Annotated in this window: 23 protein-coding genes and 1 tRNA gene; 18 read left to right on the forward strand and 6 right to left on the reverse strand. The window is 60.3% G+C overall.

Annotated elements, in window-relative coordinates; genetic code table 11:
* Positions 1 to 32 precede the first annotated feature (32 nt).
* The 8 genes from ACFWXH_RS07360 (at position 33) to ACFWXH_RS07395 (ending at position 8,187) form a co-directional block, all read left to right on the forward strand.
* Positions 33 to 929: a DUF2182 domain-containing protein gene (locus tag ACFWXH_RS07360; RefSeq protein ID WP_379118734.1), complete on the forward strand. Its 897-nt coding sequence runs from the start codon at positions 33 to 35 to the stop codon at positions 927 to 929.
* A gap of 14 nt (positions 930 to 943) precedes the next feature.
* A complete protein-coding gene (locus ACFWXH_RS07365) occupies positions 944 to 1,558 on the forward strand; it encodes a DUF1326 domain-containing protein (protein WP_379118736.1) in 615 nt (204 codons plus the stop codon).
* Positions 1,555 to 2,361, forward strand: coding sequence for a phosphatidylcholine synthase (pcsA, locus tag ACFWXH_RS07370; RefSeq protein WP_082407288.1), 807 nt, complete (start codon positions 1,555 to 1,557; stop codon positions 2,359 to 2,361). The genes ACFWXH_RS07365 and pcsA overlap by 4 nt, the downstream gene beginning before the upstream one ends.
* A gap of 2 nt (positions 2,362 to 2,363) precedes the next feature.
* Positions 2,364 to 3,341: a quinone oxidoreductase family protein gene (locus tag ACFWXH_RS07375; protein WP_379118738.1), complete on the forward strand. Its 978-nt coding sequence runs from the start codon at positions 2,364 to 2,366 to the stop codon at positions 3,339 to 3,341.
* A 119-nt stretch (positions 3,342 to 3,460) separates the two neighbouring features.
* The gene (locus ACFWXH_RS07380; RefSeq protein WP_379118740.1) at positions 3,461 to 5,035 is read left to right on the forward strand and encodes an ABC transporter ATP-binding protein; all 1,575 of its coding nucleotides are present in this window, start codon (positions 3,461 to 3,463) and stop codon (positions 5,033 to 5,035) included.
* Entirely contained in the window at positions 5,032 to 6,147 is a 1,116-nt protein-coding gene (locus ACFWXH_RS07385; protein WP_379118742.1) for an ABC transporter permease, read from the forward strand. Before ACFWXH_RS07380 ends, ACFWXH_RS07385 begins: the two co-directional genes overlap by 4 nt.
* Position 6,148: 1 nt before the next feature.
* Positions 6,149 to 7,069 (forward strand): ABC transporter permease, encoded by a 921-nt coding sequence (locus ACFWXH_RS07390; RefSeq protein WP_379118744.1) that lies wholly within the window; start codon positions 6,149 to 6,151, stop codon positions 7,067 to 7,069.
* A 50-nt stretch (positions 7,070 to 7,119) separates the two neighbouring features.
* The gene (locus tag ACFWXH_RS07395) at positions 7,120 to 8,187 is read left to right on the forward strand and encodes a BMP family ABC transporter substrate-binding protein (protein WP_054309925.1); all 1,068 of its coding nucleotides are present in this window, start codon (positions 7,120 to 7,122) and stop codon (positions 8,185 to 8,187) included.
* Between the two features lie 81 nt (positions 8,188 to 8,268).
* Here the strand turns inward: ACFWXH_RS07395 and rimO are convergent, their stop codons facing one another.
* Both rimO and ACFWXH_RS07405 read right to left on the reverse strand, forming a co-directional pair.
* Positions 8,269 to 9,585 carry a 30S ribosomal protein S12 methylthiotransferase RimO gene (rimO, locus tag ACFWXH_RS07400; protein WP_379118746.1) on the reverse strand — a complete coding sequence of 439 codons (1,317 nt, stop codon included), beginning with the start codon at positions 9,583 to 9,585 and terminating at the stop codon, positions 8,269 to 8,271.
* A 146-nt stretch (positions 9,586 to 9,731) separates the two neighbouring features.
* Entirely contained in the window at positions 9,732 to 10,418 is a 687-nt protein-coding gene (locus ACFWXH_RS07405) for a TerC family protein (protein ID WP_379118748.1), read from the reverse strand.
* Positions 10,419 to 10,663: 245 nt separating this feature from the next.
* Here ACFWXH_RS07405 and ACFWXH_RS07410 point away from each other — a divergent pair.
* Positions 10,664 to 10,753: transfer RNA gene (locus tag ACFWXH_RS07410), tRNA-Ser, on the forward strand.
* A 253-nt stretch (positions 10,754 to 11,006) separates the two neighbouring features.
* Entirely contained in the window at positions 11,007 to 12,158 is a 1,152-nt protein-coding gene (locus ACFWXH_RS07415) for a diguanylate cyclase (RefSeq protein WP_379118750.1), read from the forward strand.
* 129 nt (positions 12,159 to 12,287) lie between these two features.
* On the opposite strand, the gene ACFWXH_RS07420 is transcribed toward ACFWXH_RS07415, so the two are convergent.
* On the reverse strand, positions 12,288 to 12,467 hold the full coding sequence (locus ACFWXH_RS07420) for a hypothetical protein (RefSeq protein WP_244483319.1): 180 nt from the start codon (positions 12,465 to 12,467) through the stop codon (positions 12,288 to 12,290).
* Here ACFWXH_RS07420 and ACFWXH_RS07425 point away from each other — a divergent pair.
* The 8 genes from ACFWXH_RS07425 (at position 12,457) to ACFWXH_RS07460 (ending at position 20,458) form a co-directional block, all read left to right on the forward strand.
* Positions 12,457 to 13,548: a septal ring lytic transglycosylase RlpA family protein gene (locus tag ACFWXH_RS07425; protein ID WP_379118753.1), complete on the forward strand. Its 1,092-nt coding sequence runs from the start codon at positions 12,457 to 12,459 to the stop codon at positions 13,546 to 13,548. The two genes, ACFWXH_RS07420 and ACFWXH_RS07425, sit on opposite strands and share 11 nt — an antisense overlap.
* Positions 13,549 to 13,589: 41 nt before the next feature.
* Positions 13,590 to 14,018, forward strand: a complete 429-nt coding sequence (locus tag ACFWXH_RS07430; protein ID WP_379118755.1) for a hypothetical protein — start codon at positions 13,590 to 13,592, stop codon at positions 14,016 to 14,018.
* 70 nt (positions 14,019 to 14,088) lie between these two features.
* The gene (locus tag ACFWXH_RS07435) at positions 14,089 to 15,261 is read left to right on the forward strand and encodes a D-alanyl-D-alanine carboxypeptidase family protein (RefSeq protein WP_379118757.1); all 1,173 of its coding nucleotides are present in this window, start codon (positions 14,089 to 14,091) and stop codon (positions 15,259 to 15,261) included.
* 180 nt (positions 15,262 to 15,441) lie between these two features.
* The gene (gene tmk / locus ACFWXH_RS07440) at positions 15,442 to 16,116 is read left to right on the forward strand and encodes a dTMP kinase (RefSeq protein ID WP_379118759.1); all 675 of its coding nucleotides are present in this window, start codon (positions 15,442 to 15,444) and stop codon (positions 16,114 to 16,116) included.
* Entirely contained in the window at positions 16,113 to 17,168 is a 1,056-nt protein-coding gene (locus ACFWXH_RS07445; RefSeq protein WP_379118762.1) for a DNA polymerase III subunit delta', read from the forward strand. Before tmk ends, ACFWXH_RS07445 begins: the two co-directional genes overlap by 4 nt.
* 121 nt (positions 17,169 to 17,289) lie before the next feature.
* Positions 17,290 to 18,843, forward strand: coding sequence for a methionine--tRNA ligase (gene metG / locus ACFWXH_RS07450; protein ID WP_379118764.1), 1,554 nt, complete (start codon positions 17,290 to 17,292; stop codon positions 18,841 to 18,843).
* Positions 18,843 to 19,637, forward strand: a complete 795-nt coding sequence (locus ACFWXH_RS07455; protein ID WP_379118766.1) for a TatD family hydrolase — start codon at positions 18,843 to 18,845, stop codon at positions 19,635 to 19,637. The genes metG and ACFWXH_RS07455 overlap by 1 nt, the downstream gene beginning before the upstream one ends.
* Positions 19,638 to 19,639: 2 nt before the next feature.
* Complete coding sequence (locus tag ACFWXH_RS07460; protein ID WP_379118768.1) at positions 19,640 to 20,458, forward strand: MBL fold metallo-hydrolase; 819 nt, start codon at positions 19,640 to 19,642, stop codon at positions 20,456 to 20,458.
* A gap of 255 nt (positions 20,459 to 20,713) precedes the next feature.
* Here the strand turns inward: ACFWXH_RS07460 and ACFWXH_RS07465 are convergent, their stop codons facing one another.
* The 3 genes from ACFWXH_RS07465 to ACFWXH_RS07475 all read right to left on the reverse strand — a co-directional run bounded on the left by ACFWXH_RS07465 (position 20,714) and on the right by ACFWXH_RS07475 (position 21,851).
* Positions 20,714 to 21,082: a GNAT family N-acetyltransferase gene (locus tag ACFWXH_RS07465; RefSeq protein WP_379118770.1), complete on the reverse strand. Its 369-nt coding sequence runs from the start codon at positions 21,080 to 21,082 to the stop codon at positions 20,714 to 20,716.
* A 62-nt stretch (positions 21,083 to 21,144) separates the two neighbouring features.
* Positions 21,145 to 21,330, reverse strand: a complete 186-nt coding sequence (locus tag ACFWXH_RS07470; RefSeq protein WP_379118772.1) for an alpha/beta fold hydrolase — start codon at positions 21,328 to 21,330, stop codon at positions 21,145 to 21,147.
* 143 nt (positions 21,331 to 21,473) lie between these two features.
* The gene (locus tag ACFWXH_RS07475; RefSeq protein WP_379118774.1) at positions 21,474 to 21,851 is read right to left on the reverse strand and encodes a tautomerase family protein; all 378 of its coding nucleotides are present in this window, start codon (positions 21,849 to 21,851) and stop codon (positions 21,474 to 21,476) included.
* Positions 21,852 to 21,907 lie beyond the last annotated feature (56 nt).

Raw genomic sequence — 21,907 nt, forward strand, 5'->3', positions numbered from 1 at the left:
GGACTTGCGTGATCAACGTGGCGATTCAGCCTATGACCGGCCAGAGTGATGATTTCAGCCATCTCGACCGCGTTGGGCGGGCTGTTGCCGGCGTCGGCGCCAAACCGCGTTACGTGGTTGTGGCAGTGCTTGGCGGAGCCGTTCTCCTGGCATGGCTGCTGCTGGCCGGCATGGCAATGCGCGGCGCACAGGCGGGGTTGGCCGGCTCCGTTCCTGGCGGTAGCCTGCTGCGAGATCTACCGACGATACCGCTGCCAACTGTGCTTGAACGTTTCGTCGCGCTCTGCGTAGGACCGGCACCGTTCCAGGCTTATTCGATCAGCCAGTTCTCGGCCCTGGCAACGATGTGGTTTCTGATGGCTGTGGCGACCATGTTGCCTTCCGCAGCGCCAATGATCCGCACCTACTGTGAGATCGCAGATACCGCTCGCATCAAGGGTGAACCCGTGGTGCATCCGCTGATCCTCGTGGCGGGCTATCTGGCAGTCTGGCTGGTCGCGTCATTGGCCTTCGCTGGCCTGACACTGGGATTGCAGGCGATAGCCCCGGACGGGCAGGCATTCGGTCCAGCCAGCGGCGTCGCCGCCGCCGTGTTGCTGGGTGCAGCTGGCCTCTACCAGTTCAGCGGCTTGAAGGAAGCCTGCCTCAAGAAATGCCGGCGGCCGTTTTCCATTCTGTTTGCGCGCTGGAGTGATAAGCCCCAACGCATTTTCCGATTGGGAACGGAGCAGGGCATATGGTGCCTCGGCTGCTGCTGGGCGCTGATGCTGGTGATGTTTGCCGTGGGCATCATGAACCTGTTCTGGATGGTGCTGCTCGGGCTGTTCGCCTTGCTCGAAAAACAAGTGAATGGCCGCCTGCCAAGCAGGATCGCCGGAGTGATACTGCTTGTATGGGCCACCGCCCTGCTATTAGTGTCCCTGTGTTAGAGGGACACCAGGCGATGACCGACCATAGTTGGGCAATGAAAGGAGAGCTTGTACTCTCTTGCAATTGCACGGTTTTTTGTCCCTGTGTGCTGTCGCTCGGCAATCATCCGCCTACGGAAGGCTATTGCCAGACCTGGGCTGGCTTTCGAATCGATGCCGGCCATTTCGGTGATGTCGATCTTTCCGGGCTCAATCTCGGCCTGATCATGGAAATCCCGGGCTACATGAGTCGCGGCAACTGGACCGCGGGTCTGTTCATCGACAAGCGGGCCTCGATCCATGCCGTGAAGGCATTGACCAAGATCTTCACCGGCAAGGCTGGTGGCACGACGTCACTTCTGTCGATCCTCGTCGGAAAGTTCCTCGGCGTCGAACAGGCCCCGATCACCTACGAGACCCAGGACCGAACGCGCGTTTTCCAGATCCCGAAGATCATCGACGGTGCGATCACGCCCATTCCCGGCAAGGCGCGCGGGAAGGACACAGTGATCAGCAACTCCGAATACTGGATTGCGCCAGAGATCATTGTTGCCAAATCCGACAAGAGCCGTATGCGTGCCTTCGGTCGCAACTGGAATTTCGCCGGCCGCTCGGCCGAAATCTGCAAGCTGGATTGGCGAGGCCCGTGAAGAAGAAAACAACCGCAAAAAAGATCGCCGAGCGTATCCCACGCCCTAAGAAGAAGGTGACGTGGCCGCAGGCGAGGGCGTTCTCCGTCCACCTGCTCACCGCGTCCGGCTCGTTCCTGGCTTTCCTGTCGCTGGTCGCTGCGAGTGAAGAACGCTGGACGGCAATGTTCTGGTGGCTCGGGCTTGCGCTGTTCGTCGACGGCATCGACGGGCCGATTGCGCGCAAGCTGGAAGTGAAGGAAATCCTGCCGACCTGGTCGGGTGAGCTGCTCGACAACATCATTGACTATGTTACCTACGTGCTGATCCCGGCCTTCGCGCTCTACCAGCGCGGTTTCATGGGCGAGGGGCTTTCGTTCCTGTCGGCCGCCATCATCGTGGTGTCGAGCGCGATCTACTACGCCGACACCGGCATGAAGACGAAGGAGAATTTCTTCAAGGGCTTCCCGGTGGTGTGGAACATGGTGGTCTTCACGCTGTTCGTCATCGAACCGGGGCAATGGGTGTCGTTTGCCGTGGTGGTGATAGCCGGCATCCTCACCTTCGTGCCGATCAACTTCCTGCACCCCGTCCGCGTTGTGCGGTTGCGGCCGGTGAACCTTACGGTGACGCTGTTATGGTGCGGTTTCGGCGCGCTTGCCCTGGCGCAGTCGGCCCTTGCCAATTTCTACAACCAGATCGGCGTTCTGGGCGAACAGGTCAGCCTTTTCACCAAGATCGGTATCAGCCTGACCGGCATCTATCTGTTCTGTATCGGTGGCGTCATGCAGTTCTTCCCTAATCTTGGCGCCAGGAAAGTTTGAGAATGAGCAAGGCAGTCCGTATCCACGCCCATGGCGGTCCTGAGGCATTGGTCTATGAGGATGCCGATCCTGGTCGTCCGGGCCCCGGTCAGATCCTTGTCAGGCATACGGCGATCGGCCTCAACTTCATCGACATCTATTTCCGCACCGGCCTCTATCCGGCGCCGAATGGCCTGCCATTGATCCCTGGCGGCGAGGCGGCTGGCGTCGTGCTGGAAATAGGTGAAGGGGTCAAAGGGCTTAAGCAAGGCGACCGCATCGCGTATGTGATCAATACCGGTGCCTACGCCGAACAGCGCGTGATCGCCGCCGACCGTGTCGTGAATATCCCGGACGGTATCAGCGATGAACAGGCCGCCGGCGTGATGCTGAAGGGCATGACGGCCGAATATCTGCTGCGGCGTACATTCAAGGTCGGCCCTGACGACACGATCCTCTATCACGCCGCAGCCGGCGGTGTCGGGTTGATCCTCGGGCAATGGGCCAAGCATCTCGGCGCTTCGGTGATCGGCACGGCCGGCTCGCCGGAAAAAGTCGAACTCGCCAAGGCGCACGGCTATGACCATGTCATCGACTACCGAACGCAGGACTTCGTTGCCGAGGTCGCCCGGCTGACGGGCGGCCGCAAATGCGATGTCGTCTACGACTCGGTCGGCAAGGATACATTCCCGGGTTCGCTGGACTGCCTTCGCCCGCTCGGCACCTTCGTCAGCTTCGGCCAATCGTCCGGACCGATCCCGCCCTTCAATATCGCGCTCCTGGCCCAGAAGGGTTCGCTCTTTGCCACCCGGCCGACACTGTTTGTCTACAACGCCAGGCGCGAGGATCTCGAAGCCTCGGCCAAGGCATTGTTCGACGTGGTGCTGAAAGGCATCGTCGAAATCAAGATCAATCAGACTTATGCTTTGAAAGACGCTGGAAGAGCCCAGGCCGACCTTGAAGGGCGCAAGACGACGGGAACGACTGTGCTTGTTCCATAAGCATTCACGGCGCTTTGCTGAAATTCTTGAAGCTCTTTCAATTTGCGTGCTGCTATCGGAGTTGAGCCGCTGCTGCCTACGATGATTGCGGGAACAAAGAACATATTCGGGAAAACCGAATGGGAGGCACCGTGAGTGCACAAGAAGCCGCCGCGAGCCTGCTCGAGGTTCGCGGACTGACGAAGGTATTCGGCACGCTGACGGCGTGCGACCATATCGACCTCACCATCGAAAAAGGCGAGATCCACGCGCTTCTCGGCGAAAATGGTGCCGGCAAGTCGACGCTGGTGAAGATGCTGTTCGGTTCGCTGGAGCCGCATTCCGGCGAAATCCGTTGGGACGGCCAGCCGGTCAGGATGACCAGCCCGAGCGTGGCAAAAAAGCTCGGCATCGGCATGGTTTTCCAGCATTTTTCGTTGTTCGAGGCGCTGACTGCGGCCGAGAATATCGCTCTTTCGCTGGATGACGGCGCGCCGATCGGCTCGATCGCGGCAAAGGCGAGGGCGCTCTCCTATTCCTACGGCCTGCCGCTCGATCCGGACTCGCTTGTCGGCGACCTTTCGGTCGGAGAACGCCAGCGCATCGAGATCATCCGTTGCCTGCTTCAGGCGCCGCAACTGATCATCCTCGACGAGCCGACTTCAGTGCTCACGCCGCAGGAAGCCGACAAACTGTTCGAAACGCTGGAGCGGCTGCGCGCCGAAGGCAAGTCGATCCTCTATATCTCGCACCGTCTGGAAGAGGTGAAGCGCCTCTGTGACCGTGCAACGGTCCTGCGCCACGGCAAGGTCGTCGGCCACTGCAATCCGCGCGAGGAAACGGCGGCGTCGCTGGCCCGCATGATGGTCGGCAACGAGGTGAAATCCGCCGAGCGGACGCCCATCACGCTCGACGGCGCACAGGAATTGCTCAGTGTTTGTGGACTGAGCCGCAAGCCCGCGGGCCCGTTCTCGATGCCGCTCAAGAACATTTGGCTTTCCGTGAAGGCAGGCGAGATCCTTGGCATCGCAGGCGTTGCCGGCAACGGCCAGGGCGAATTGTTCGAAGCGCTGTCCGGCGAAGTGCAGCAAACCAGCGCCGACGCGGTCCGCATTCGCGGCAAGGACGCCGGCAAGCTGGACATCACCGGCCGCCGTCTGTTGGGTGCTGCGTTTGTCCCGGAAGAGCGGCTGGGGCATGGCGCAGCACCACGCATGAAGCTTTCCGAGAACCTGCTGCTCTCGCGCTACGCCACCGACGGCAAGGCTTTCGTCGGCTCGGGCGGCATGGTCAAGAATGGCGCTGTCTATGAAGCGGCACAGCGCATCATCAAGATCATGGATGTGCGCAAGAGCGCGCCTGATCCGGAGGCTGCAGCGCTTTCAGGCGGCAACCTGCAAAAATTCATCGTCGGCAGGGAACTCGACCGCCAGCCGACGGTCATGATCGTCAATCAGCCGACCTGGGGGGTCGATGCCGGCGCTTCGGCTCACATCCGCCAGGCGCTGATCAAATTGGCGCGTGGCGGCTCGGCCGTGCTGGTCATCAGCCAGGATCTCGACGAACTGTTCGAGATCTCCGATGCCATCGCTGTCATGCACAACGGCGAACTGTCCAAGCCGATCCCGATCGCGGAAGCGACGTTTGAAAGGATCGGCCTGTTGATGGGGGGCGCCGAACCCGGACACGTCGACCAAAAGCTGGAGACCGCGTGATGCGCTTGGAACTCGTCAAGCGCCCGCAACGCTCCATGCTGTTTTCGGCGCTATCGCCGTTCATCGCCTTCGCGCTGACGATGGTCGCCGGCGCGATCCTGTTCGCGCTGCTTGGCATCAATCCGCTGACGGCCTTCTACACCTACTTCATTTCGCCGATTACCGAAGTGTGGCAACTGCATGAGCTGGCGATCAAGGCGGCCCCGCTGATCCTCATCGCGGTTGGCTTGTCGGTCTGCTTCCGTTCCAACATCTGGAATATCGGCGCCGAGGGTCAGTTCGTCTTCGGTGCGATCGTCGGTTCGGTCATACCGGTGCTCTATCCGGAAATGCAGGGACCATTCGTGCTGCCGCTGATGTTGCTGATGGGCATGGTTGGCGGTGCTGCCTATGCGGCGATTCCTGCATTCTTGAAGACGCGCTTCAACACCAACGAAATCCTGACCAGCCTGATGCTGGTCTATGTCGCGCAACTCTTCCTCGACTGGCTGGTGCGCGGGCCCTGGCGCGATCCCAAGGGCTTCAACTTCCCGCAGACAGTGCAGTTCAACCCGTCCGCCGTGCTGCCGGAACTGATGCCGATGTCGGGCCGCGCCAATCTGGGTTTCGTCTTCGCGCTGGTAGCCGCTGTGCTGGTCTGGATCCTGATGAGCCGCATGTTAAAGGGTTTCGAGATCCGTGTGCTGGGATCGAGCCCGCGGGCAGGGCGCTTTGCCGGCTTCAGCTTCAACCGCATGGTGTTTTTCGCCTTCATGTTGTCGGGGGCTTTCGCGGGCCTCGCCGGCATCTCCGAAGTTTCCGGCGCCATCGGCCAGTTGCAGCCCTCGATCTCACCCGGCTACGGCTTCACCGCCATCATCGTCGCCTTTCTTGGCCGCCTGAACCCGCTCGGTATCGTCGCCGCCGGCCTGGTGCTCGGCCTGACCTATCTCGGCGGCGAAGCCGCCCAGAGCGTGCTCGGTATCTCCGACAAGGTGGCGCGCGTCTTCCAGGGCATGCTGCTGTTCTTCGTCCTGGGTTGCGACACGCTGATCCACTATCGCATCCGGCTCGTCGGCCTGGCACCGGCGCCTAAGCTCGACGCTTCGCCGAAGCTGGAGGAGGCTCACTGACATGGACATGACCGTCAGCATTCTCCTGACCATCGCGACGGCTGCCACGCCGCTTCTGATTGCCGCCATCGGCGAACTGGTGGTCGAACGCTCCGGCGTTCTGAACCTCGGTGTCGAGGGTATGATGGTGATGGGCGCTGTCGCCGGCTTCGGCGCGGGCTTCCTGACCGGTTCGCCCTGGATCGGCCTCGTCGCCGCCATCGTCGTCGGCGCACTGTTTTCGCTGTTATTTGCCGTGATGACCCTGTCACTCGCGACCAATCAGGTTGCCACGGGCCTGTCGCTGACGCTACTCGGCCTCGGCCTTTCCGGCATGATGGGCACCGGCTTTGTCGGCCTGCCGGGCGAGCGCCTGCCCAACCTCTACATTCCGGTGCTGACGGATCTGCCGGTGGTCGGCAAATTGCTGTTCGGCCAGGATCCGATCTTCTACATTTCGATTGTACTCGTGTTCGGGGTGTCGTGGTTCCTGTTCAAGACCCGCACGGGGCTCACCTTGCGCTCGATCGGCGACAGCCATACCTCGGCGCACGCGCTGGGCATCCAGGTCATCAAATACCGCTATCTCGCAGTCATGTTCGGCGGCGCCTGCGCCGGCCTTGCCGGCGGTCATCTCTCGCTGGTCTACACGCCGCAATGGGTGGAGAACATGACAGCGGGACGCGGCTGGATCGCGCTGGCACTGGTGGTGTTTTCGTCCTGGCGGCCACTGCGTGTCCTCGCCGGCGCCTATATCTTCGGCGCGGTCTGGATTGGCCAGCTGCACGCGCAAGCCTTCGGCATTCCGGTCCCCTCGCAGTTCCTGTCGTCGCTGCCTTACCTCGCCACGATCGTGGTCCTGGTCATCATCTCGCGCAACAAGCGCCTGACCATGATGAACACGCCGGCATCGCTCGGACAGGCCTTCGTTCCGGATCGTTGACAACCTGAAAAAACAGAAGCATAGCAAGGTTAATCCAGAGAGGTAACATCATGAAAAAATTACTGATTGCCCTGATGACTTCGGCGGCGGCGATGTCCGTTGCCGTCTCCGCCGAAGCGGCTGAGAAACTGAAGGTCTGCTGGGTCTATGTCGGCCCGATCGGCGACTTCGGCTATTCCTACCAGCACGACCAGGGCCGCCTCGCGGTCGAAAAGAAGCTGGGCGACAAGGTCGAGACCGCTTACCTCGAAAACGTCGCCGAAGGCCCGGATGCCGAACGCGCTTTCGAACGTCTGGCGCGTCAGGGCTGCAAGCTCATCTTCGGCACCTCGTTCGGCTTCATGGACGCCGAAGTGAAGGTGGCCAACAAGTTCCCCGATATCAAGTTCGAACACGCCACCGGCTACAAGACCGCGCCGAACCTCGGCATCTACAATGCCCGCTTCTACGAAGGTCGCTACATCCTCGGCCAGATCGCAGCCAAGCAGTCCAAGAGCGGCGTTGCCGGCTACATCGTCTCCTTCCCGATCCCGGAAGTGGTGATGGGCATCAATTCCTTCATGCTGGGCGCGCAGTCGATCAACCCGAACTTCAAGGCCAAGATCGTCTGGGTGAATTCCTGGTTCGATCCGGGCAAGGAAGCCGACGCCGCCAAGGCGCTGTTCGACCAGGGCGCCGACATCATCGTGCAGCACACCGATTCCACCGCACCGCTCCAGGTTGCTCAGGAACGCGGCCTGCATGGCTTTGGCCAGGCTTCGGACATGATCAAGTTCGCGCCGAAGTCGCAATACACCGCGATCGTGGACGATTGGGGTCCGTATTACATCGAGCGTGTCGAGAAGGTTCTGGACGGCTCCTGGAAGCCGGAAGACCGCTGGGAGGGCATCAAGGCTGGCGCGGTCTTCATGGCGCCCTATACCAACCTGCCGGATGACGTGAAGGCGATGGCGGAAGCCACTCAGAAGAAGATCGCCGATGGCTGGAACCCCTTCACCGGTCCGGTTGCCAAGCAGGACGGCTCGGCGTGGCTGAAGGACGGTGAGGTAGCCGACGACAAGACGCTGCTCGGCATGAACTTCTACGTCAAGGGCGTGGACGACAAGCTGCCGCAGTAAGTGGGCGGCATGACGGAATGGAAAAGGGCGCCTCTCGGCGCCCTTTTTGATTCAGGTGTGCTCTGCTCGGCGGTCGAAAAATCAGACAGCCATGCCATGCAGATCGTAGGCATCGGCCCTGTCGATCTTGACGGTCACGATATCGCCGACACGCAGCGGCCGGCGCGACTGGATCTGCACCGAGCCGTCGATCTCGGGCGCATCGTATTTCGTGCGCCCCTTGGCGACGGTGCCATTCGCTTCGTCGATGATGACAGGCAAGCGCCTGCCGACCTTCTTCTGCAGTTGCGCAGCGGAGATCTTCTGCTGGCGCTGCATGAAGCGGTGCCAGCGCGCTTCCTTGACTTCGTCCGGAACCTGCTCGAGGCCGAGATCATTGGAACGTGCACCCTTCACCGGTTCATATTTGAAGCAGCCCGCGCGATCGATCTTCGCTTCATCCAGCCAGTCGAGCAGCATTTCGAAATCGTCTTCCGTCTCCCCGGGAAAGCCCACAATGAAGGTCGAGCGGATGGCGAGGTCCGGGCAGGCGTCTCGCCACGAACGGATGCGCTCCAGCGTCTTCTCGCCATGGGCAGGACGGCGCATGTTCTTCAGGACCTGCGGCGAGGCATGCTGGAAGGGAATGTCGAGATAAGGCAGGATCTTGCCTTCAGCCATCAGCGGGATCACATCCGCGACATGCGGGTAGGGGTAGACGTAGTGCATGCGTACCCAGATGCCGAGCTCGCCAAGTTCCTGCGACAGGTCGAGGAACTTGGCGCGAACTTCGCGATCTTTCCATGGGCTGGCAGCATACTTGATGTCGACGCCATAGGCGCTGGTATCCTGCGAGATCACCAGCAACTCCTTGACGCCGGCGGCGGCAAGTTTTTCGGCCTCGCGCAGCACATCCCCGGCCGGCCGCGAGACAAGGTCGCCGCGCAGGGCAGGGATGATGCAGAAGGTGCAACGGTTGTTGCAACCCTCTGAAATCTTGAGATACGCATAGTGGCGTGGGGTCAGCTTGACGCCCTGCGGCGGCACCAGATCGGTGAACGGATCATGTGCCGGCGGTGCAGCCTCATGCACGGCCTCCATCACGCTTTCATAAGCCTGGGGACCGGTGATTGCGAAAACATTCGGATGTTTCTCGCGGATCAGCTCAGGCGTTGCGCCCATGCAGCCGGTGACGATGACCTTGCCGTTCTCCTTCAAGGCCGTGCCGATGGCATTCAGGGACTCGTCGCGCGCGGAATCGAGAAAGCCGCATGTGTTGACCACGACAAGGTCTGCACCGTCGTGCTTGCGGGATATTTCATAACCCTCCGCGCGCAGCCGCGTCAGGATGCGCTCGGAATCGACAAGTGCTTTCGGGCATCCGAGGCTGACAAAGCTGATACGGGGTGCTGCGGTCATCGTGGCGTTCCAATGGACGCGGGCCGGAACCCTTGAAGGGCCGGCCCGGAAATCTCTGGTTTTCAGTTGGTGCGCTTTAAGCAGCGCTCAATTCAGCGGCGCAATAGCACAGTTCCAAAATCAAGCAAACCGCAGGGTGCAGCCTCTCAATGCGCAGCACCGGCTTCCTTGCCGAACCATGGCGTCAGGAATTGGAATTGTTCGGGGAACTGCTCCACCGCACCGTCGAGCAACATCTTCAGCGCGACGTAGAGGATGATGAGCAAGCCGATGTAGGCGATCCAGCGGTAGCGATGCAGCAGCCGCGCGACGAAGGACGCTGCAAAGCCCATCAGGGCAATCGACAGCGCAAGGCCGATGATCAGCACCGTCGGGTGTTCCATTGCGGCACCGGCGACGGCGAGCACATTGTCCAGCGACATCGAAACGTCGGCGATGACGATCTGCCAGGCAGCCTGGGCAAATGTCTTGCGCGCAGGCCCCGATGGCGCCTTTCCACTGTCGATATCGTCCAAGGCCTCGGTGGCCTCGTGCTCCTCCTCGTGGGTGACGCTTAGTTCGCGCCACATCTTCCAGCACACCCACAGAAGCAGCAGGCCGCCCGCGATGAGCAGCATCGGGCCGATAGCAAGCAACCACTGGGTGATCAGAGCGAAACCGATGCGCAATACCGTGGCGGCAGCGATACCCACGAGGATCGCCTTCTTGCGCTGATCCTTAGGGAGTCCAGCCGCAGCAAGGCCGATGACGATAGCGTTGTCACCGGCAAGGACCAGATCGATGGCGATGACCTGGAGGAGGGCCGACAAACCTGCTGCGGTGAAGATTTCCATCGATGGAAGCGCTCCTCATCGGGGGGGTATGAATCTGGCCCTACGAGCATCGACCTGTGGCGTCAAGCGCCTAGCGTGGAATGGCCGTGGAAAGCCGACACTTCAGCGTCTGCTTGATTATCCTAACATCAGCGACAATCGTAATGACACCGTCGATCCCGTTGACGCTGGGAACAGGAAAGCGCTAAAGCCGGTTTCGACCAGTTCGGCAGAGCAAGACAATTGCCTTGTTGGGGCCGAACAGTGGAGGGATGGCCGAGCGGTTTAAGGCACCGGTCTTGAAAACCGGCGTGGCAGCGATGTCACCGTGGGTTCGAATCCCACTCCCTCCGCCACTTCAGTTCCTGATCCTGAAGGCAGACGAATGTTGCTGAAGTCGGTGTGGCAGTCGGTTTCGATTCCGCTGCGGGTTTCAGCCGCCCGTTCACGCAGCTGTAGCCCGAGCAATATACATAAGCGCGGCTCTGCGGGTGAGATTGCTCGTCATTGAGCGGATAGACAAAAGGTCACAAGAAACAGAAATTTGAGAGCTTGCCACTAATACTTGGTCTTTGACCCGCAGTCGGCTGACGGAAATTCTGAAGACCCATGTTTTTCGATCAGGTCACTCTTCTACTCGCGGTAGGCGTCGCCTGTGGTGCGCTGTGTGCGACTCTGTTCGGGGCTTGGATCGGATCGCGCCGCGACACTTTCCTGTTCAACTGGTCGTTGGGCTTGGGTTCCATCGTCTTGGGCATCGTGCTGATCAGTGTGGTGGGTCACAATTACGATCCTTTGCTCCACATGGCGTCCTTCACTGCGCTTCTTATGGGATTTGGGTTCATCTATGCTGGCTCCATTCAGTTCCGGCTTGGCCAGACCCGCTGGACAGCAGTCTGGATTGCCACCGGACTGGGAGTTCTCTCGACGGCCAGCGCTTTTGCCCTGGGATTATCTGGTGTCGGTGCCGCAGTCGCCAACCTTGGAATCGCGCTCCTGCTGATGTTGACGGGTTGGCAGTATTGGGTTGGCCGCGCGGAAGGTCCGATTGTGATGGTGGCGGATGCGGTACTTTACGTCATCACGGCAATCTCATTTGCTCTTTGCGCTCTGGCGATCGGGCTTGAGCGCAAATGGACCCTGACGGAACTCCCGATAAACTGGGCCGAAGCCATCAACTCCATCGTGGTCCTTATTGGTTTGGTGAGCATCGGCGCACTGTCGCTTGCCGCCAACCAGGCGAGGATTTCACATTTTCATCGGATGGAGGCACTGACGGACCCTCTGACGAAGCTGCCCAACCGCCGAGCGTTGATGGAACGCTACTCATCGACGGCGCGCGCCCACACGGCCGCTATTCTGTTCGATCTGGACCATTTCAAATCGATCAACGACAGCTACGGCCATGCAGCGGGAGACCTCGTCCTCTGTCACTTTGCCGAAATTCTCTCCACCAGAATCCGCGTCTCAGATGTCGCCGCTCGAGTGGGCGGGGAAGAGTTTTGCGTCATTCTTCCCAATGTCGACCTGAAGATGGCAGTAAAATTCGCCGAGCACATCCGGATGAAGACTGAGGAGAAAACGGTTGCCTGGGTCAACGAACAGATAGCGGTGACAGTCAGCGTCGGCGTGGCATACACTGCGAAGGGCGAGGAGAACTTCAACACACTGTTGGAGCGGGCGGATCAAGCACTTTACAAGGCAAAGACGGGTGGCAGAAACAGGGTGGGAAGCGATAGTATCCACCTCGTAAGCCAATAAGCTGGTTCGCAGCGCAAAGCCACCGTTCCGCCACAATCTCGCCGGTTTCGGACCATAGTCGGTTAAGCGCATGATAAGCAATTCCTGCGCAAAAAGGGGCTCTGGGGATCGGGGCGTCGGACAGGCTTGTCACACGAAACGCGTCGGCTTCGCCTGTGTTTGAGTAGCGTCGCCGTTGTTCGGAGGGGACAGTTCCAGCATGCCAAGTTCGGCGCGTTTTCGTCGTATCTCCACCTGTGCGCTGTTGGCCGTTTCGGTCGGTTTTCTCGCCGCTTGCGCGTCATCCGAGCCGAAAAGCATGGTGAGCAAGAAGCGCTCCAAGGAATATTTCGCGGAATCCGACTACGGCGTGAAAGCCAGCCCGCGCGTCGCCATGCGTCGCGGAGGAGGGCGCGACCAGCTCGGCAAACCTTACCAGGTGCGCGGTAAGTGGTATTACCCGAAGGAAGAAAAGCGCTATTCGAAGACCGGAACCGCGTCCTGGTACGGCGAGGCATTCCACAGCCGCATGACCGCCAATGGCGAGGTCTATGACCTGTCGCAGCTCACCGGCGCGCACCCAACCATGCCGTTGCCGAGCTACGCGCGGGTCACAAATCTCGACAACGGCAGCTCGGTTATCGTGCGCGTCAACGACCGTGGCCCGTATCACGAGGGCCGCCTGATCGATTTGTCGAAGCGCGCAGCTGACATGCTGGGTTACTCGAAAATCGGCACCGCACGGGTCAAGGTCGACTATGTCGGCCGTGCGCCACTCGAAGGCAACGACGACTCCTATCTCGTGGCGTCCTATCATCCGGGCAACAAGCTGCCCGATCCGTCCGACGGGCTGCCGACCGGCGTGATGGTCGCCATGAATGGCTCGATGCCGAGCATGCCGGCGCGCGCCAGCGCCGCCATCCCATTTCCTGGCCAGTTGACGGATTCGACATCAACGCCCGAACCTTTCCCGTCAGCACAACCCGTCAGCGCCGACAGTGTCGTGCTGCCGGATTTCGGCCCCATCGCGCCGGTACGGCCCGACATCGCCGGGAGCCCGAAACTGCCGTTTGAAATGGCGAGCCTCAACTATGCGGCAGAGCGCACGGAGCGCTCCGCCGCTGCCTTCGCAGCGCTGGAGGGGCCGGCAGCTGCCATGGGCAACTGGAAACAGCCGGAGGATCCATCCGATGACTATGTCGCCGCCGGCACTTTCGACGATGCCGCGGAAGCAAAGCAGGTGGCGGCCGCGCTGACGGCTTATGGGCGCGTCGAGATCGACCAGGCCAAGCTCGACGGCAAGGACTGGTTTTCGGTCAATCTCTACCAGGACGGCCGCATGAGCCTCGACAACATGCTGGAAGCGGCCTGGAGCCACGGCGCGCCGGACGCGTTCGCCGTTCGCGATTGAATAAACTCCCGAGAGAGAACTCAGCAGGAGTATCTCAAAAAGTGAAACATCAACGTCAGCGGCTCTTCGGGGCGCATTCGCTCGGAGCTGTGACGCTGATTGGCATAGTCTTATCGGGATGCGTATCGGCTACAGGCACAAGTGTGCCCCAGAGCGAAGACTGGAAGAGCGTAAGCCAAACAATTGCTTACGGCAAACAGATGGATAAGGCCGGAATGCGGCCACTGACGATGGATTGTAAATTTTCGTCACCAAAAGGTGGCGGAGAGTCCCTTGTCGTCAAGATCAGATATGTAAAATCAAAACTCCCCAAACCATTCTTTCAGTTTTGGTTTGGTCCTGCCGACGAAATTGCAAAGGCAGAGAAATTTGCTCGTTTCGTAGATATGCCGCGAACGATCTTCAAAACGCTCAGGGATCCCAAATCAGGTCACGCAATCTATTGCGGAGTGTGGTCGCGCGAAAGATGATCAATATCTTCGAACAAGCGTGGCGCTGGCGTGATTGATCCGTGTCCGGCGACCCTGATAACGTCGTGATATGATTACCCAATCCAACCATTCGTTTTCCTTGGCCGGCTTGCTCGGCTCTGTCCTGCTGATGCTGTCGGCTTTTCCGGCAGTTGCGCAGTTGTTCGAGACCAAGGCGGCGACAGCATTCATGATCGACGCCGAAACCGGCACCGTGCTTTTTGCCAAACAGGCCGACAAGCCGATCCAGCCCGCGTCGCTCGCCAAGCTGATGACGTTGGAAATGGCCTTCAATGCCGTGAAAAGCGGCCGCATGACGCTCAACGACACTTTCGTGGTCAGCGAAAACGCCTGGCGCAAGGGTGGCGCGCCATCCGGCACCTCAACCATGTTCGCCGCACTCAAATCGGCGATCCGGCTCGAGGATCTGATGAAGGGCATTGCCGTGCAGGCCGCCAATGACGGCTGCATCATCATTGCCGAAGGATTTGCCGGGTCTGAAGGCAATTTTGCACTCCAGATGAATGAGCGCGCCCGCGAGATCGGCATGCCGATTTCGACTTTCGTCAACGCCACCGGCTTGCCGGCGGACGGGCAGAAGACGACCGTGCGCGAAATGACGCAACTGGCGTTGCGTCTGTCGCGGGAATATCCGCAATTCTATCCCTATTTCGCCCTGAAGGACTTCACCTGGAACAAGATCACCCAGCGCAACCGCAACCCTCTGCTGGCCATGGATGCCGGTGCCGAGGGACTGGCGGTCGGCGCCAGTGAACAGGATGGCTTTGCCATTGTCGGAGCACTCACCCAGGGCGGCAGGCGGGTGATTGCCGCCATGAGCGGCTTGGCCAACGATCGCGAGCGCTCCGAGGAATCCCGCAAGCTGCTGGAATGGGGCCTGCGTTCTTTCGAGAAGACGGAAATTTTCGCCAAGGACGAAGTCGTGGGCGAGGCGACCGTGTTCGGTGGCGCCAAATCGAGTGTGGCGCTGAAGGCCAAGGGACCGATCGAACTGCTGTTACCCATCGCCAACCGTGACAAGGTCACCGCACGCATCGTCTACAACGGCCCGCTGCCGGCACCTGTCGAGGCCGGTCAGCCGGTTGGCACCCTGCGCGTCTGGATCGGCGATACGCTAAGCCAGGAAAAGCCGGTGTTTGCAGCCGAAACGGTGGAGGTCGGTTCGTTGCCGCGCCGCGCCGCGGACGCCGTCAAGGAGCTTGCGGTTGGCTGGCTGCGCTAGTTTTGTGGATGGGATCACGGGCATCCACACCAATTCTTGTGCACGCTTTTGCGTGTCAGTTGTGGACCTTGCTGCTGGCCCGCACTATGAGGGTGTGATCGGCAGGATGCCCTAGTCCTCTCGCCGCGGCGGCATAGGACACCTATGTTTGATGTCGGGGCCATAACCGAGGCGCAGTGTTTGGCGAACGGATATTTCATCACTTTCGAAGGCGGCGAGGGCGCCGGCAAGTCGACGCAGATCAAGCGGCTGGCTGAGCGGCTTCGCGGCAAGAAATATGATGTCCTGGTCACCCGCGAACCAGGCGGTTCGCCAGGAGCGGAAGCCATCCGGCACGTGCTGCTGTCCGGCGCGGCCGAATCCTTTGGACCGAAGATGGAGGCGCTGCTGTTTGCCGCCGCACGCTCGGATCACGTCGAGCAGGTGATCCGGCCAGCCGTGGAGCGTGGCGCGATCGTGCTGTGCGACCGTTTCATCGATTCCTCGCGGGTCTACCAGGGCGCCACCGGCGGCCTCGACCCGGCCTTCATCGATACGCTGCAGCGTGTCGCCATCAACGGCATGGTGCCGGCCCTGACACTGATCCTCGACATAGACCCGCAAGAGGGGCTGCGCCGCGCAACGGCACGCCGCAATCCCGGCGAAACGCCTGACCGGTTCGAGAAGGAGACGCTCGCCATCCATCAGCAGCGCCGCGACGCCTATCTGGCCATCGCCAAGGCCGAACCCAAACGCTGCGTGGTCATCGATGCTTCCGGAGATGCCGATGCCGTCGAACATGCCGTGACGGATGCCGTTTTCGCGATGCTGCACAAGTCCAGGCCAACCAAGGCCAATCACAAGGCACCGGCATGAGTTTCGAGCGGCTGGCGCCCGAACAACACGACACGCTGGATGATGTTCCGGAGCCTGCGGAGAACCCGCGTCTGATCGGGCACGGGGAAATCGCGACGACATTGGCTTCGGCCTACAAAGCGGGCAAACTTCCGCATGCATTGATGTTGTGCGGGCCGGCAGGCATCGGCAAGGCGACGCTTGCTTTTCATCTTGCGCATCACGTGCTGAAACACCCTGACGCCAGGCTGGCGCCGGAAACACTGGCCGTTCCCGATCCCGCGTCAGGGCTTTTCCGACAGGTCGCCATGGGCGCTCACCCCTCGGTGTTGCATCTCACTCGGCCGATGAATGACCGCACGAAGGCATTCAAGAGCGTGGTGACGGTCGACGAGATCCGAAAGGTCGGGCAGTTCCTGTCGATGACCTCGCACGACGGTGGCTACAGAGTTGTGATCGTCGATCCTGCGGACGACATGAATACCAATGCTGCCAATGCTTTATTGAAGAATCTTGAAGAGCCGCCTGCGCGCACGGTTTTCATTCTCGTTGTCCATGCGCCGGGCAGCCTTTTACCGACCATCCGCTCGCGCTGCCAGGTGCTCAGGCTCGCACCGCTTGAAGAGCACGACCTCATGACCGTGCTCGCCACGATCGGCCAGGCAAGCCCGGATGATGCCGCCCAGCGCACCGCGCTCGCCGAACGGGCAGGGGGCAGCGCCCGCGCTGCGATCCTGCTCACCCAATATGGCGGTCTCGAAATCGCCGCCGCGCTTGAGAAGCTGGTTTCCGCGGGCAGGATGGATATCGCCAGTGCCCACAGATTGGCGGAGACGGTAGCTGGCCGCGATCAGGCGATCCCCTTCGCGACCTTCAATCGCCACGCTCTCGAACTGTTGTCGGACGCTGCAAGTTCGTCTGCCGTCGCCGGCAATCTCGCGCGAGCCAAATCTTTGTCCGACACTTGGCAAGATGCGCAGCGCGCTATATCTGAAACCGAGACGTACAATCTCGACAAAAAGCAGCACGCACTCACGATGATCGACCGCCTGAATTCTGCAATGCGAATGTGACGGCGTCAGTCCATCTGGACGCGCAAAGAACGCTCTATGGCTTTCGCCATGCCGATGCGATATCCACGCCCCCGATATCCGTTCAGACATTCTTCCATTCAGACATTTATGACGGCCCACCATGTCCCGTGAGAAATTCTACATCACCACTGCGATCTCCTATCCGAACGGCAAGCCGCATATCGGTCATGCCTACGAGTTGCTCGCCACCGATGCGCTCGCCCGCTTCCAGCGGCTGGACGGCAAGGATGTCTTCTTCCTGACCGGTACCGACGAACACGGCATCAAGATGCTGCAGACGGCCAAGAAGGAAGGGATCACGCCGCGCGAACTGGCCGATCGCAATGCCGCCGAGTTCCAACGCATGGCGCAGGCGCTCAACGCGTCGAACAATGACTTCATCCGTACGACCGAAGAACGCCACCATGTCTCTTCGCAAGCCATCTGGAAAGCGATGGAAGCCAATGGCGACATCTACAAGGGCGGCTATGCTGGCTGGTATTCGGTGCGCGACGAAGCCTATTACGGCGAGGAAGAAACCGAAATCCGCGGCGACAATGTCCGCTACGGCCCGCAGGGCACGCCCGTGGAATGGGTCGAGGAGGAAAGCTACTTCTTCCGCCTCTCGGCATATCAGGACAAGCTGCTGGCGCTCTATGAGAGCCGGCCTGATTTCGTCGGTCCGTCCGAACGCCGCAATGAGGTCGCCTCCTTCGTCAAATCGGGCCTGAAGGATCTGTCGATCTCGCGTACGACCTTCGACTGGGGCATTCCAGTTCCGGGCGACGAAAAACATGTGATGTATGTCTGGGTGGATGCGCTGACCAACTACATCACCGCCGCCGGTTATCCCGACACCCAGGCCCCATCGTGGCGTTACTGGCCGGCCACGCACATCATCGGCAAGGACATCGTGCGTTTCCACGCCGTCTATTGGCCTGCTTTCCTGATGTCGGCGGGTATCGAATTGCCGAAACGCGTGTTCGCTCACGGCTTCCTGTTCAACCGCGGCGAGAAGATGTCGAAGTCGGTTGGCAATGTCATCGACCCGTTCACGATGGTCGACCATTATGGTCTCGACCAGGTGCGCTATTTCTTCCTGCGCGAGGTGCCGTTCGGCCAGGACGGCAGCTACAGCCACGAGGCGATCGTCAATCGCACCAATGCCGACCTTGCCAACGATCTCGGCAATCTGGCACAGCGTTCACTGTCGATGATCGCCAAGAACTGTGGCGGCGTGGTACCGCAGCGCGGCACACTCGCCGATGCCGACAAAGCGATCCTCGATCAGGCGGCGGCCGCATTGGCGACGGCACGCAAGGCAATGGCAGATCAGGGTATCCACCACGCTCTGGCGGCGATCTTTGCTGTCGTTGCGGATGCCAACCGCTATTTCGCGTCACAGGAGCCGTGGGCACTGAAGAAGACCGATCCGGCACGCATGGAAACCGTGCTGTGGACGACGGCTGAGATCATCCGCCGGGTCGGCATCCTGTGCCAGCCCTATATTCCGGGCTCCGCGGCGAAGTTGCTCGATGTACTGGCGGTTGCTGCAGACAGACGCGACTTCGAGCATCTGGCTGACGCTCATGCGCTGGTACCCGGCACCGCGCTGCCGGCACCGCAGCCGGTATTCCCGCGTTATGTCGAACAGCCGCCGGAAGCGACCGCCTGATGCTTGTCGACAGCCATTGCCATCTGGATTTTCCGGATTTCGCCGAGGAACGGGCGGACATCGTCGCCCGCGCCCTGGCGGCTGGCGTCGGGCGCATGGTGACGATCTCAACGCGCGTGAAGCGTTTCCAACAGATCCTTGAAATCGCTGAAACTTTCGAAGAAGTTTTCTGCTCGGTCGGCACCCATCCGCACAATGCCGCCGAAGAGCTCGACATCACCACCGGCGACCTTGTTCGATTTGCCGACCACCCGAAGGTGGTTGCCATCGGCGAGGCCGGCCTCGACTATTTCTACGACAAGGCGCCGCGCGATGCCCAGGCGCAAGGTTTTCGCGCCCATATCGCGGCGGCGCGCCAGACCGGCCTGCCGCTGGTCATTCATGCGCGCAATGCCGACGACGACATGATCGCGATCCTGCAGGACGAAACAGGGAAGGGTGCCTTCCCCTTCATCCTGCATTGCTTTTCTTCAGGGCGACGGCTGGCTGAGGTCGGCGTGGCACTGGGCGGTTACGTCTCGTTCTCAGGCATCCTGACCTTCAAGAACTCGACCGAATTGCGGGAAATCGCCAAGGATGTGCCGCGCGACCGGCTGCTGGTGGAAACCGACGCACCTTATCTTGCGCCCGTGCCGCATCGAGGCAAGCGCAACGAGCCAGCCTATGTCGCTGAAACTGCAAAGGTTCTGGCGGAAACAATCGGCGTGGACCGGGAAGAAATCGCCCGGATCACCACCGACAATTTCTTCCGCCTGTTCTCGAAAATGCCGCGCCCAGCGCAGCAAGGCGGCTAAGCGTGGCCGATCGGCTCCGCCTTACCATTCTCGGCTGCGGCTCATCGCCCGGCGTGCCTCGCCTGAATGGCGACTGGGGCAACTGCGATCCGGCCAATCCGAAGAATCGGCGCATGCGCACCGCGGCTCTAGTCGAGCGTATCAAGGACAATGGCGCAAGGACCACGGTTGCGATCGACACCGGACCGGATTTCCGTACACAGATGCTGATGGCATCGGTCAAGAACATCGATGGCGTGATCTACACCCATGCGCACGCAGACCATATCCATGGCATCGACGATCTTCGCACCTTTGTGATCGGCCAGCGCCGCCTGATGGACATCCATGCGGACGCAGCGACAATGGAGCGCCTGAAACAAGGTTTCGGCTATTGTTTCGAGACGCCGCCCGGAAGCTCCTATCCGCCGATCCTGCAGCCGCATCTGATTGATCACGCCCAGCCGGTCATTGTGGAAGGAGAGGGGGGCGCCCTCACCCTCGAGCCGCTGCCACAGGTGCATGGCGACATCGTCTCTCTGGGCTTCCGTATCGGCGGGTTGGCTTATTGCCCGGATGTTTCGGACTTTCCGGCGTCGACGGCCGCTCGCCTGAAGGATCTCAACGTCCTGATCATCGATGCGCTTCAATACAGGCCGCATCCCAGCCATTTCTCGCTGTCCGAAGCGCTGTCGTGGATCGAAAGGCTCGCACCGAAACAGGCCGTGCTGACGCATATGCACGTGCCATTGGATTATGTAGTCGTGAAAGCCGAAACGCCGGACAACGTCGAACCAGCCTTCGACGGGATGATCATCGAAATCGCATACGATTCAATTTAGAGCGGGTGTTTGTTCGCACACGCTCCACGCAGTGGGTCTGTGAGCCGTGTCGTCTTGCTGCTTCCAGGCTGCAAGGCGCCAAGCCGTCCGCGTAGGCGGAAGTCGCAAGACGTAATTGTGCTGCACGAACCTTTCGTCGATATCCGTAAGTTCCATAATCTATCTTATGCGACTTTCGCTACCACCTCTGCGCGTTGAGGCGCTGCCTGCCCTCAGCGGCTGTTGTCAGATCTCGCCGAGGCTCTAAGCAGGAAATTAGGGCGTTAGCTGCTTCGTCATGTCGACGGTGTTCAAGGGTATAGTCTCGTGCGGATAAATTCGGACCTCCACCCAACCACGCGAGGCATAGAACTTCCGAGATTTCACATTGGGTTCAAGGCACCGCAAACGACCAATAGTGAAGCCGCGTGCGGTAATTTCTCTTTCGAGGTCAGCTAAAAGAGTCCCGCCCGCTCCGCGACCTTGCGCGGATGGATGAACCCATAGATCACTTACCGCGTCTGCCTGAGAAAGCCCGACACCGATGATGCGCTGTGCATCGCAAGCCACCCAAGCGCTCGTCCAATCATCGTCGTCAGCCTTCAACGGTTCAGAAGTCCAAAGGCCGCCGTATGTGGCTTCCATCGAAGCCTCCACGCACTGTTTGATGGCGGATACGTCTGCCGAAAGAGCCCTGCGTGTAATGATCATGCTGATCCCTGAAGCTCATCGATCAATGAACGCAGGATGCCGTTCAACGCGACTGGCTTCTCCAAGGGCACATAGTGTCCACATTCCGGGATGATGATCAGGTGGCCATCCCGTGTCGCCCGCACCTGCTTCTCCATAATGACGGGACCGGGTTTCACCGAGGCCATACAACGTGGGAGCATGAGTTCGTCCCGGTAAGATATCCCGCGGTTCTACCCACATCGATCCGATGAACGGCAGCGCGTGCAAAAACACAAGTTCCAAATTGGGTTCCCTCGCGTCGACGATGAATCCGCTCCAATACCCTACCCCACCTGGGCCAAACTCAGGCAAATTGCGCCAGGCCGTAGCCGACGGACCAATTCTCCTTGGGGGCGTCAAAGATGTTCACGAACACGTCTTCCGGCCGAATGCCGGGGTTTTCGCCAAGCAGTTCCGCGATTCGCCCGAACAGTGCTTTTTTTTGTTCCACGGTGCGTGAGTTGAACACAGTGATTTGGATGTACACTACATCGGCGCTCCGGGCGACGCCGTAGGCATTACCGTGTCGGAAGTTCGCGGCGTCGTGCTCGCTTATTGTCATGAACTGATCGTCTTCGGGCACGTTAAGCGTCTCGCGCATCGCGCGGTACAAGTTGTCGAAGATCGCCTGACGGTAGGTCTCTGGCTTTCCGGCGCGCAGTGAGATGTGAACGAGCGGCATCGCGGATCCTTTCTATCGATCAAGACTTGACGTTACGGGCCACTCGGTCATTTTCA

The sequence above is a fragment of the Mesorhizobium sp. NPDC059054 genome (genome assembly GCF_042739215.1).
In the GTDB taxonomy this organism is placed as follows: Bacteria; Pseudomonadota; Alphaproteobacteria; order Rhizobiales; family Rhizobiaceae; genus Mesorhizobium.

Bases quoted from the DNA above. Each gene is read 5' to 3' on its own strand.
- ACFWXH_RS07360 (WP_379118734.1), top strand. From the start codon at position 33: ATGACCGGCCAGAGTGATGATTTCAGCCATCTCGACCGCGTTGGGCGG.
- ACFWXH_RS07365 (WP_379118736.1), top strand. From the start codon at position 944: ATGACCGACCATAGTTGGGCAATGAAAGGAGAGCTTGTACTCTCTTGC.
- ACFWXH_RS07375 (WP_379118738.1), top strand. From the start codon at position 2,364: ATGAGCAAGGCAGTCCGTATCCACGCCCATGGCGGTCCTGAGGCATTG.
- ACFWXH_RS07380 (WP_379118740.1), top strand. From the start codon at position 3,461: ATGGGAGGCACCGTGAGTGCACAAGAAGCCGCCGCGAGCCTGCTCGAG.
- ACFWXH_RS07390 (WP_379118744.1), top strand. From the start codon at position 6,149: ATGGACATGACCGTCAGCATTCTCCTGACCATCGCGACGGCTGCCACG.
- ACFWXH_RS07395 (WP_054309925.1), top strand. From the start codon at position 7,120: ATGAAAAAATTACTGATTGCCCTGATGACTTCGGCGGCGGCGATGTCC.
- rimO (WP_379118746.1), bottom strand. From the start codon at position 9,585: ATGACCGCAGCACCCCGTATCAGCTTTGTCAGCCTCGGATGCCCGAAA.
- ACFWXH_RS07405 (WP_379118748.1), bottom strand. From the start codon at position 10,418: ATGGAAATCTTCACCGCAGCAGGTTTGTCGGCCCTCCTCCAGGTCATC.
- ACFWXH_RS07415 (WP_379118750.1), top strand. From the start codon at position 11,007: ATGTTTTTCGATCAGGTCACTCTTCTACTCGCGGTAGGCGTCGCCTGT.
- ACFWXH_RS07425 (WP_379118753.1), top strand. From the start codon at position 12,457: ATGGTGAGCAAGAAGCGCTCCAAGGAATATTTCGCGGAATCCGACTAC.
- ACFWXH_RS07435 (WP_379118757.1), top strand. From the start codon at position 14,089: ATGATTACCCAATCCAACCATTCGTTTTCCTTGGCCGGCTTGCTCGGC.
- ACFWXH_RS07445 (WP_379118762.1), top strand. From the start codon at position 16,113: ATGAGTTTCGAGCGGCTGGCGCCCGAACAACACGACACGCTGGATGAT.
- metG (WP_379118764.1), top strand. From the start codon at position 17,290: ATGTCCCGTGAGAAATTCTACATCACCACTGCGATCTCCTATCCGAAC.
- ACFWXH_RS07455 (WP_379118766.1), top strand. From the start codon at position 18,843: ATGCTTGTCGACAGCCATTGCCATCTGGATTTTCCGGATTTCGCCGAG.
- ACFWXH_RS07465 (WP_379118770.1), bottom strand. From the start codon at position 21,082: ATGGAAGCCACATACGGCGGCCTTTGGACTTCTGAACCGTTGAAGGCT.
- ACFWXH_RS07470 (WP_379118772.1), bottom strand. From the start codon at position 21,330: ATGCTCCCACGTTGTATGGCCTCGGTGAAACCCGGTCCCGTCATTATG.
- ACFWXH_RS07475 (WP_379118774.1), bottom strand. From the start codon at position 21,851: ATGCCGCTCGTTCACATCTCACTGCGCGCCGGAAAGCCAGAGACCTAC.